A 12,102-nucleotide genomic window follows, 5' to 3' on the forward strand; every position below is an offset into this window, starting at 1 on the left:
ATTAGTTCACCCTACCTTGGTATTTATTCCTGCTCACAACTACATAGCAGTGGATGCTCGTTGTCTCGTGCGTAACGATTAACTTGTTCAGCTTTGGTATGAGCTACATCAGCGCTGTAAACACCGCATATCGCTTTACCATTATGATGAACTTGAAGCATCACATCTGTTGCTCTATCGCTATCCATATTAAAAAACGTCATTAGTACTTCTATCACAAAGTCCATAGGCGTGTAATCATCATTATTTAAAATGACCTTATGTTTTCGCGGTGGTTGCAATTTTTGCTTTTCACTATCGCGAACCGTTTCAATAACACCAGAATCTTTCATGCCACTCATAATTAAATATAGTCTTGTCTTTAGAACTCAAGCAAACTTGAATAAAAAAATAAATAAATTGTTAAAAAATAGTCTAAAACACTTGACTGACTGGCTAAATAAACTACAGTCAAATATAGATTGATTAATCATTAGTCAGTCTAGCAAATTACACGGTTTAGAATAACTAAATTAGTCAACTTATAGAAGGATGTAGAAGTATGGCTTGTGGAAAAGTCAAATGGTTCAACAATGCCAAAGGTTTTGGCTTCATCGTAGAAGACGGCAGCGAGACTGATATCTTCGCTCATTACTCAACGATTGTAATGGACGGTTATAAAACACTTAAAGCTGGTCAAGATGTAACATTCGAATTGCAACAAGGTCCAAAAGGGTTACACGCAACGAATATTGCGCCTAACGATGAAATCTCTTAGGTAAAACCTATTCGAGTATCAAGCGAGCGACCTTGTTAAGTTCCTCGCTTACTCTTCCACTAAAATTTATCCTTACACTTACCTTGAAATTCCATTTGTTTACCCCAATTGATTAATTGTTATTAGCCCTTTAGAGCCAAGCTTGTTACACTCTTGTTGCTTAAATTTAGCTTTTTCGTCATTTTGACGTAAGGCTTTTGGCTAATTTCATGATTTGCTTATTTGAGCTATAAGAATTTTACAGTCTGTCAGCTGTGGTTATTTTAATACTTTGTATTGAGTGGCAACAGCTAACAGACTGCTTGCTGTTGTTTTATCAAGGTACCTAAAGCTTGGTAATTCAAAGCTATCTTTTGCATTGTTGAATATGGCTAATTAAGGGTTACTGTTAGCAGTCATTACCAAACATTACGCCAACTATCTAGGAATGATGATGACATCAAAAATTATCTATACTAAAACAGATGAAGCGCCAGCTCTTGCGACGTATTCATTGTTACCAATCATCCAAGCGTATACAAACGCTGCTGGTGTTGAAGTTGAAACTCGCGATATTTCATTAGCGGGTCGTGTAATTGCAAACTTCCCTGAGTACTTAACTGAAGATCAACGTATTGATGATGCACTTGCAGAATTAGGTGAAATGGCTAAAACACCTGAAGCTAACATTATCAAACTACCTAATATCAGTGCTTCTATCCCTCAGCTACGTGCAGTAATCAAAGAGTTACAAGAAAAAGGTTACGCACTACCTGACTACCCTTCAGAGCCAAAAACTGATGAAGAAAAGAAAGTTAAAGCAACTTACGACAAAATCAAAGGTTCTGCTGTAAACCCTGTACTTCGTGAAGGTAACTCTGACCGTCGTGCTCCTGGTTCAGTAAAAGAATATGCGCGTAACAATCCACACTCAATGGGCGCATGGAGCAAAGATTCAAAGTCTTACGTTGCTAGCATGGAAGACGGTGACTTCTTCGGTTCAGAGCAATCAGTCACTGTTGAACAAGCAACTGACGTACGTATCGAGCATGTTGCTGAAAATGGTGATATCACAGTTCTTAAAGCAAGCACACCATTACTAGCAGGTGAAGTAATTGACGCTTCGCGAATGAGTGCTGCTAAGCTTCAAGCTTTCCTTGCAAAAGAAATTCAAGCAGCAAAAGACAAAGGCGTGTTGTTCTCATTACATATGAAAGCAACGATGATGAAAGTGTCTGACCCAATCATCTTCGGTCACGCTGTAAAAGTTTTCTTCAAAGACGTTTTCACAAAACACGCTGATCTTTTCAAAGAACTAGATGTTGACGTAAACAACGGCTTTGGTGATGTATTCTCAAAAATCGAAAGCCTAGATGCAGCTAAGAAAGCTGAAATCGAAGCGGATATCCAAGCGGTATACGACAACAACCCTGCTATTGCAATGGTTGATTCTGACCGTGGTATCACGAACCTTCACGTACCAAGTGATGTGATCATCGATGCATCAATGCCTGCTGCAATCCGTTCTAGCGGCCAAATGTGGAATAGCGAAGGTAAATTACAAGACACGAGCTTTGTCATTCCAGATCGTTGTTACTCAGGTGTTTACCAAGCAACTATCGATTTCTGTAAAGAAAACGGTGCATTCGATCCAACTACTATGGGTAGCGTACCTAACGTTGGTCTTATGGCTCAAAAAGCTGAAGAGTACGGTTCACATGACAAAACGTTCGAAGTAGCAGCAGCTGGTACAATCCGTGTTGTAGACACAGCTGGTACAACTTTACTTGAGCATGCTGTTGAGCAAGGCGATATCTGGCGTATGTGTCAGGTTAAAGATGCACCAATTCAAGATTGGGTTAAACTTGCTGTTAACCGCGCTCGCGCAACGGGCACGCCAGCAGTTTTCTGGTTAGACGAAAACCGTGCACACGATGCTGAGTTAATCAAAAAAGTTAACGCGTATCTGCCAAACCACGATACTGATGGTCTTGAAATCCACATTTTAGCACCTGTTGAAGCAACTAAATTCTCTTTAGAGCGCATCAAAGAAGGTAAAGACACTATTTCAGTAACTGGTAACGTACTACGTGACTACCTAACTGATTTATTCCCAATCCTTGAGCTTGGTACAAGTGCTAAAATGCTTTCAATCGTACCACTTATGAATGGTGGTGGTTTATTCGAAACAGGTGCCGGTGGTTCTGCGCCTAAGCACGTTCAACAATTCGAAAAAGAAAACCACTTACGTTGGGATTCATTAGGTGAATTCTTAGCACTAGCGGCTTCTTTGGAGCACTTAGCAGTTAATGCTGGTAATAAGAAAGCGCAAGTACTTGCTGATACGCTTGATAAAGCGACAGGTACTTTCCTAGCGGAAAACAAATCACCTTCACGTAAAGTGAAAGAGATTGATAACCGTGGTTCGCACTTCTTCCTTTCATTATTCTGGGCACAAGAACTTGCTGCACAAAATGATGACGCGGAATTAAAAGCACAGTTCACGCAAATTGCTGCTGATCTTGAGTCTCAAAAAGACCAAATCGTTGCTGAATTAAACGATGCACAAGGTCCTGCTATGAGTGTTGGTGGTTACTTCCAACCAAATGATGAGTTAGCATTCAAAGCGATGCGCCCAAGCTCTACATTTAATGATATATTAGCAAAGTTAGTTTAATCTCAAACTAAGCTTACGAAAAAGGGTTATCAATTTGATAACCCTTTTTTTATTGGACTCTGATCGCGAGCCATTTCGTGAGGTTAATTAGAAAAAACATTACATAAATAAGTGCTCTTTTGCTGAAATAATAGCTTGTTCTATGGCTGTATTTTTAACAGGTTTAGAAACAAACAAGTCCATACCAGCTCGCTTACATGCAGCCTTATCATCGGCTGAAGTATTAGCTGTCAAAGCAACTATGTAAGTTTTATGTACCGGGCAAATTAGTTCTTCTCTTAAAATACTAGTTGCTTCAATACCATCCATTTCAGGCATTACACAATCCATAAATATTAGATTGTAGTTATTTTGTTTGCACTTATTTATCGCATCAATACCATCGCATGCATAATCGGCAGTTAAACCTAACTTTTCTAAATGGGCTTTTAGAACAAAACGATTAATTTGATTATCATCAACAACAAGTATCGACAATGGCAAGGTTGAAAAGTCAATATTTGCGGCAGTAATAAGGTCAGACGTCTGAGCTACTCCCCTTTTTAAAGTTAATTGAATATCAAAACAACTTCCTTTGCCGTATTCGCTAGTAACTTTAATAGAGCCGCCCATGTAGTCAATAAGTTCCTTAACTATTGCAAGGCCAAGCCCTGTACCACCTTTTTTACGCTCTTTGTTTACTTCTTGTGTAAAGGGAGAGAATAGTGACTTCATAAAAGATTCTGACATGCCGACACCACTATCACTTACCCGCAGATTTAGAAGCACATCATCACCTTGTTGCTGTGCGACAGCGCGCAATTTAATATCACCTTGCTCAGTAAATTTTAATGCGTTGCTTAACAAGTTAGACACTATTTGGGTGATCCGCGTGTTATCACAGTAAGTCCAGCACTTATCACTGATATCAATATCAACTTCAAAATTTAAGTTCTTTTCTTGGTATAGCGGTAAATATAACGAAGCAAGGTCAACAAAAATTGTCTTTAACAAGAAATGACATGGCTCTAGTTTCAGCTCTCCATGGTTAATTTTCGAAAAATCGAGAACTTCATTAATAATATTAAGCAATATATCGGCGCTACGAAGCGCAACTTTCAACTTCTCTTCACGCTTTTGCTCAGATTTCTCATAAAGCAAAGTCGTCAACATGCCACTTATACCATTCAACGGAGTACGTAATTCATGACTTATTTTTGCAAGTAAAATACTACGATCTTCTAAGGTGCGTTCTGCGTCTGCCTTTTGCTTTTTAAGTTCTTCTCGCAATAATACCGATTTAGTAATATCTTGAAATGTACCTATTAATCTTACGCACTTTCCGTTTTTGAATTCAGGTTCACCAAAAGTGGATACCCATATAGGTTTACCTTTCGCTGTGATCAATTCAATTTCGATATTCCACTGTTTTCCATCTTCAATAGCTTCTTTCACAGCAAGCTCAATAGCATCCCTACTTGGCCCTTTTTTGTAATATTCTATGGCATTATCAAGTAAGGGAGTAAAATCTTCTGGCACCTCATGGATCGCTTTTGTTTGTTTACTCCAATAAAGGCGATTTGATGCAAGATCTAACTCCCATGAACCAATCTTCGCAACTTTCTCAACTTGAGCAAGCATAGAGTTCTTTTTTATTAATTTTTTTGATGCTGAATTTCGTGCAAACTCATTTCCAAGCCATTGCGCAAAAAGCTCAACATAATCATGGGCATCATCATTAAAAGGCGGTGAAGCTTGCGGTGCAGAAAAGTTAAGAGTACCAAAGACTTTATTACCTACAAAAATAGGTGCGCCAATATAAGATTCAAGTTTGAAATTCAGATAACAAGGATGCTCTGCAATAGTACTTTTAGAGGCTTGATGAAAAGATATCGCTTTATTCGCTGTGAGCGTATGGGTGCAATACGTACCCGATAGTTCAAACTGAGTACCAACAGCAATTGCATCATCTGGAGCAATTACGTGTATGACCGTGTAAACATTATTTTCTACACGACTAATTATCGCAAAATCAAGATTAAATACATCTAGACCAAATTTTAGTAACTCTGTTATTTTCTCTGAGAAGTCAGTATTTTGATCAGATACGATGTTGTGAAATTGGCGCAGAAAGTTCAACCTAGCTCCCTAGTTACACGAATTTTATTTTGCTTTAATAAGCATACCAAGAATTTCAAATAACAACAGTAGTAATCATAATTTATGACTGTATTTAAATTATTTATAATGACTTGCTCCTATTAAAAAAGCCCCTTTAAAAGGGGCTTTTTCGCTATTTTAATCTCTGTATAGTCGCCTTCTATAAACAAAAGGTAACAAAGCAATGAGAAATACAAAAACGCCACCGCTACTAGATTCAGCTTTATCACTATTGCTAGTAGTAGGTACATTTTTAACAGTAACATCTATCGATTGTTCTGTAGTTCCTTCCCCATCCGAAACTGCTACTTTGAATTTGAGCAATGAATCCTCTGAAACAGCTGGAGATTTGAATTTTAACGTTGCCGAATTCGATTGAAGAATATCAGCTTGAAGACCTTGCGTTTGTGTCCAATTGTAAGTTAACGACTGTGATTCCTTATCTGTCGCAGAAACGGTAATTACACCGTCTGCATTCTCATTAACTGTATAACTACTAGCAAGTTCAATAGTTGGCAATTGGTTTACATGCACGAATAGAACAGATTGTTCATGAACAAATTCCTCATAACCATCGTTAATGGTTAAAGAAATTGTCCCTTGCTTTGACTCTGTTAGCTCTGACACTTTTAAGATTGCTATACTTTCATTTTGGTTTTCGATAGTAACTTCAGGTATTGAAATAGACCAGTGATACGTTAGCTCATCTGCGTCGCTATCTGACGTGCCTGACGCATCTAAAACGAAAGTATGCAGCTCTTCTATCGTTTCAGGAATAATAAGAGACAATGTCGGTGCGCTATTAAGACTTTCTTGGGCAAGTTTTGCGACAACTTCAACAAAACCATTTTTCTCGCCGTCTAAGTCAAATTCACTACCATCTTCAATCCTAATCACAGAACAATTACTGCACTCAGCACTAAACTCGCTGCTTGCAATTATCTCTACCGATTTCCAACCACTCAACGTTAGTACGCGTGCTTGTAGCTCATCGCTCAATAAAGCGTTTTCAAGCATTGGTAAAGCAAGGTCTACTGATTCTGTGCGCTGAGCGAGCTCAACATTGATGTTTATCATGTCACTCTTCAACTGGAAATGAGGATCTTCAACCCTCATCTCGGTGAAGGCATCAAGCAGTTGGCCCTCAGAGACATTCATATTTTCTATGAAGTGCTCACTGTGAGTGCGAATAACGTCACCTGCTCTGATGATATGGAAAACATTGTTCGTATATACATAAGAGTCAGATGCGAGTACCCCTTTCGAGGTGTTTGCTGAATTATCTAAGAAATCAACAATTCCATCACCATCACTGTCGCCTATCCACTCTACAATATCAGGGATATTATCACCATCGGTGTCGACGCTTTCATCATCAAAGTTAACATTATTAATTAATGGCACGGTCTCAGTTTTAGTCAGAACCGACTCTCCATTTTGTAAAATGTCATACTGTAAGGTAATGTCTCCTTGCCAAGTATCTTCAATACCAAAATAGCCACTCCAAATTGATGTGTCATACATATACACGTCAACTTCATTGATGACTTGTTCACCAGATAATAATGTTACTTTTAGCTCTAAACTTTCATAATTTGAAAAGCCATATACTTGAATAGAAAGGTCGGCGCTATTCCCTTTGACCAAACTTGCCATTTTCTTACCATTTTGTTTATAAGTGGCACTGATAGTACGTGGAGCATCTTCATCTAAATGAATTATTTCAGATTTACTAAACTCACCTGTATAACCGCCGTCGTATACTTCAAGCTCAATTGAATCAACTGACGAGTCAAGCGTATTTCCTAATACTACATTCTTGATCCCTTCGATACTGTAGTCACTAAAATAGTGGCTATAATTGCCAGCAGTTAAATTCAAGCCCAAGTAGCCATTTAACGGCTTACCTCTTACATTAAGCGCAACGACAGGCAGAACATTTCGATAAGCATAGGTATAAGGCTGAATATCAATACGAGGATTTATATGTAGGTTTATTGTGCCTGAGGCTGTATTACCTGCATTATCGCTTGCCGTAATATCTAAAGAGTAACGCCCTGATTCAAATTCTATATCTAGCCCTGATCCGACAGTTATTTCTTTGATGCCTGATACCCTATCAAAAACAATAAATTGCTCTAGCAAGGTTTCAAACAATTGTTCTTCAGTAAATTCGCCGTTCATAGCGACGACATCGTTTCGGATGGTTGGAGCCGTCGTATCAGTAACAAAGAATGTTTGCACAGCTCTTGCGCTATTCCCTGCAATATCTTCAGCGACCCAAGTTACTTGATTCTCGCCATATACTAGCGTTCTAGATAAAGGGTATACCTCAACTGCTGCTCTATTGTTATCAGTAACCTCAGGATAAAGACTTCTAGGAATAGATGTGTTTTCATAGACACCTTCAATTGTCACAGCTGTCAAATCAGAGAAAACAGGTGGTAAATTTTCTCCTAAATTTGGATCATCTGGATGACTATCCTCACTATCAACCACACCATCTGAATCAGTATCTTCAGCTGTTGGGTTTGACCCTATTTCAAATTCAGTTAAGTTAGTCAAACCATCTCTGTCTAAATCTTGACTTGCATCGTATGAGTCAAGAACATTTAAGCCAAATTGATACTCCCAAAAATCTGGAATGCCGTCATTGTCGGTATCTAAACGAGTATCAACCTCTGTAACCCACATAACTCTATCAATAAAGAATGGATCATAGCGGTAAAAATCAGCATCAACTAGATTAAGTTTTATGACGTTGAAGCCATCAGTGACAGGTATTAGTAAACGAGACTCATTATATTGAACCTGAATGTTTTCGTTGTTTAGTTGAACATTAAAGCGGTCATATTTGTTAACTCTATAGTCAATTGTGATAAAACCCTGCTCAAACAAGCCAGCAATAGCAAAACCTGCATTTACTTCTGTATAATTTTCGCCATCAAACTTAGGATTGAAAGAAAGGCTATTCACTCCGTCCGTAGACCAGCTATCACTTGAAATCCAGTCAACATTATTTGTTGATGACATTGTAAATCGATTTGGTAGCCCACCATTTTCAAAGCTTTCGAAGAGGTTATTTATTGCTGAAGGCGTTGAAGAGTATTCTGTTGGCGAGCTTTGCGCGTAATACTCTTGTACGTCTGTGTAACCATCTTCATCTAAATCAGAACCAGCAACATTTGTGTTAATCGGTGAAGTCATAATTACATTGACTTCGTAACCGTCAGGAAGTTCATCTCCATCACTATCCGAAAGCCTAGGATCTGTTCCAATACCATACTCTTGCAGAGCTGTTAATGCGTCATTATCGTAGTCAGAAGATGCATCATTAGCATCAGTTAAATTAAGCCCATTTTCAACTTCCCAAAAATCTGGCAACCCATCACTATCTGTATCAGCATCGCTCGTTTTAGCAATAAACTTAAAATTATCTAGCCAAACAGCATCCTCTCCAGTAGATATTGATCCATCTTTTGAATATGAAAACTCAATAACGTTAACACCTTCGGGGATTTTAACTATTACCGACCCTTCTTTAGTCCCAGCGATCCACTCAATATCACTGTTTGAACCATTTATTTTCATTATAAAAGAGTCGCAACATTCTTCAGACTCTATTTTATAGTCAAATACAAGGTATGCTTCAGCGAAGACGCCTGTAGCACTGAATGAGCTCATTTGACCATCTGAGATTTTACCGGAGCGAATGCTTTGCGAACCATCTGTAGCAAAACTATTATCAATGTACCAATCTGCGTTGTTCTCTGATGAATGGTTAAACCATTGAGGTAGTTGAGAGTCTTCAAATGAACTAGTTAGATTCAATTGCTCTGGAAATGACTCTGCATCCTGCGGATCAGTTTGTAACTGAAACTCGGTAAAGTTGCTAAATCCATCGTTATCACTATCAAGCATAGCATCAGTAGAGTCTGTTAAATTTAGACCATACTCATATTCCCAGCCGTCTGGAATTTGGTCTCCATCTGTATCAAGGTTATTGGGGTCTCCCTGATGTAAAAACTCATTTAGATTACTCAAACCGTCATTATCATTATCTAGTAATGCATCATCTGGATTTGAAGGATCTAAGCCGTGCACAACTTCCCAAGAGTCAGGTATTGAATCACCATCATTATCGGCAAACTCATTACTGATATAAATGTTATCAATGAAGACAGTATCTAAACCGGATGATACAGAACCATCTTTAATATATGCGAATTTAAGTGTATTTAAGCCTGCAGGAATGACCTGCTCGAAAGAGCGCCAATCGGTAATACCAGAATCAATAACAATTAATTGCTCGTTTAGGTATACATACAAATGGTCAAAACCTGCTTCTGTAGAAAGTTTATAAATGAAACTTAAATACTTAGTCTGGTCTGTTACAAAGCTGTATTCAAAACTAGTTGCTTGACTATCGTCAATATCATTATTAGCCAAAGAGAAGCTATAGCTTTCATCTATTTGTGACGTTACCCATGGCGTAGAAGGATCTGTAAAATTAAAACTTTCAGGAACAAGATTATCGTTAAAGTTAAAAGAGATTGTTGCAGGAATTGAAGGCGTAGAATCAGCATCAGTTGGGTCTGAACCTAATAAAAATTCAATTAGGTTAGTGAAGCTATCTTGATCTAAGTCACTTTGTGCATCTGCACTGTCTAGTGGATCTAACGTAAAATTGACTTCCCAACCATCTGTCATTTTGTCGTTATCAGAATCTGGATTAGTTAAGCTCGTTTGATATTCATGATGTTCTTGATAGTCCGTTAGACCATCGTCATCTGTATCAGAATTATTAGGCAGCGAATTTAATCTGTATTCTTCTAGGTTGCTCAATCCATCTTCATCAAGATCACCTGCTGCATCTGTAGGGTCTGATGAGTCGAGTGAATATAACAGCTCCCAGTTGTCATCCATTTCATCGTTATCATTATCAATAAATTGGATGTTATTACATACAACGCCTACCGTATTGAATGCATCAACAACATCATTTGCTGCATAACCTAAATCTATGGCGCTGTTTATTGCACCACATGCTCCATCAATAAAGTCAGTTGAATTAACCCAATAATTTTGGTTTGCGTAAAGCATAATTTGAAAAGCTTTTCGCGGATCCCACTCAGGCTTATTTGCAAGTAAATAAAATGCTCTGTTAAATACACCACTACTGTAATGGACATCAATGCCAGAATAAAACTCTGATGCATGGTCTATTGAAATACCATCATTTGACGGTGTTTCAAAATAACGCAATGCAGTTCTATTTTTTGTGATGTCGGCACCCGACAACCAATCTGTAGTGCCTCTGACAAAGTATTCAGCAGTTTCACCAGCCATGTCTGAAAAAGATTCATTTATCCCGCCTGATTGGTCAAAATAAAATAAATTAGAATTTTGTTCTGTTACACCATGACTTACCTCGTGAGATACAATATCCAAAGATACTAGTGGGTAAAAGCTATCAGCACCATCACCAAAACTCATCGCAGAGCCATTCCAGGTGGCGTTTTCCCATCCATCTCCTTGGTGAACACGCAGTAATAATTTAAAGGTCAGGGGCGCCGTGTTGTACCATTGCTCATACATATCAAACACTGAGGTACCAAATGCATGCGCATCGTTTAAAGGCGAATAGGCACCATTGACCTCTTTGTGAGTATTTCGATCACACGGGAATGAAAACGCAGATGATGGCTCACTGCCTGACTCCATCGAAACAGTTTTCACTTTATCATTCTCTAAAAAGCATGTTTCTCCTACTTGAGAAACTGCAAAGGCAGGATAATCTTCGCCATATTCATAACGGCCAACTTTCTCATTCCCCCCAGGACCCATCGCCTGTGTGTGCTTAATATTATTCCACGCTTTATACACTTCATAAGTATTTTCATTGATGATAGCTGAAGGCTTTGACTCATGTTCGGCATTTAAAATTTCAAGTTCAATTAAATATGCGTAATGAGCTTTATCATCCTTAACATAAATATAACGTTCTGATTTTATGAGCTTATATGGCAAGTCTAATGACAATTTAGCAGCTTCAAGTACTGCGTTAACTGCAGTATCTAAATCAAATTGATTGTTCGCTCTTAATTGTAATTGCGCATCATTGATGCCAGTCGCAAAAAAGCCACTCATGTGCTGTGACTTCTCTTGAACACGAATTTGCTGACCCCAAATAGGAATACCAGAGTAATACTGCTGCAGAATTTTATTTGATGAGCTTTTTCTTAACACACTATTAGAGTGTTGGTGAGTAGAAGTAATTTCTTCAAAATAAGAGCCTTTTATTTGGCTTTTTTGAAGAGTCTGATTCATTAACAACAGGTTTTGAAGTTGAGGCTTGTTAGATGGACTTACCCTTTCGACTGTTGCAGCTTGAAGAGAGTATGCAGTGAACATACTAAAAACTGCAGCACCTGCAATTAATCCCTTATGCATAATAGTTCCTTAAATACATTTTTTACTTATTATCGGGACCAAAATACCAAAAATAAACACAATCTGCACCAATTTGTTAAGCTCACATTAATTAATT

At 38.2% G+C, this 12,102-nt stretch carries 5 protein-coding genes; 2 read left to right on the forward strand and 3 right to left on the reverse strand.

Features of this window, described 5'->3' with window-relative positions:
• Positions 1–23: 23 nt before the first annotated feature.
• The gene (clpS, locus tag L1266_RS02325) at positions 24–332 is read right to left on the reverse strand and encodes an ATP-dependent Clp protease adapter ClpS (protein WP_235376752.1); all 309 of its coding nucleotides are present in this window, start codon (positions 330–332) and stop codon (positions 24–26) included.
• A gap of 209 nt (positions 333–541) precedes the next feature.
• On the opposite strand from clpS, the gene cspD reads away from it, so the two are divergent.
• Positions 542–757, forward strand: a complete 216-nt coding sequence (gene cspD / locus L1266_RS02330; protein ID WP_036968098.1) for a cold shock domain-containing protein CspD — start codon at positions 542–544, stop codon at positions 755–757.
• Between the two features lie 433 nt (positions 758–1,190).
• Entirely contained in the window at positions 1,191–3,413 is a 2,223-nt protein-coding gene (locus tag L1266_RS02335) for an NADP-dependent isocitrate dehydrogenase (RefSeq protein ID WP_235376753.1), read from the forward strand.
• A gap of 99 nt (positions 3,414–3,512) precedes the next feature.
• On the opposite strand, the gene L1266_RS02340 is transcribed toward L1266_RS02335, so the two are convergent.
• Both L1266_RS02340 and L1266_RS02345 read right to left on the reverse strand, forming a co-directional pair.
• On the reverse strand, positions 3,513–5,531 hold the full coding sequence (locus L1266_RS02340; protein ID WP_235376755.1) for an ATP-binding protein: 2,019 nt from the start codon (positions 5,529–5,531) through the stop codon (positions 3,513–3,515).
• 159 nt (positions 5,532–5,690) lie between these two features.
• The gene (locus L1266_RS02345; protein WP_235376756.1) at positions 5,691–12,005 is read right to left on the reverse strand and encodes a M4 family metallopeptidase; all 6,315 of its coding nucleotides are present in this window, start codon (positions 12,003–12,005) and stop codon (positions 5,691–5,693) included.
• Between the last annotated feature and the right edge of the window lie 97 nt (positions 12,006–12,102).

Source organism: Pseudoalteromonas sp. Cn5-37, assembly GCF_021532495.1.
Classification (GTDB): domain Bacteria; phylum Pseudomonadota; class Gammaproteobacteria; order Enterobacterales; family Alteromonadaceae; genus Pseudoalteromonas; species Pseudoalteromonas simplex.

What these genes read in the sequence shown, in the direction of transcription:
- clpS (WP_235376752.1), bottom strand. Translation starts at nt 332, where the DNA reads ATGAAAGATTCTGGTGTTATTGAAACGGTTCGCGATAGTGAAAAGCAA.
- cspD (WP_036968098.1), top strand. Translation starts at nt 542, where the DNA reads ATGGCTTGTGGAAAAGTCAAATGGTTCAACAATGCCAAAGGTTTTGGC.
- L1266_RS02335 (WP_235376753.1), top strand. Translation starts at nt 1,191, where the DNA reads ATGACATCAAAAATTATCTATACTAAAACAGATGAAGCGCCAGCTCTT.
- L1266_RS02345 (WP_235376756.1), bottom strand. Translation starts at nt 12,005, where the DNA reads ATGCATAAGGGATTAATTGCAGGTGCTGCAGTTTTTAGTATGTTCACT.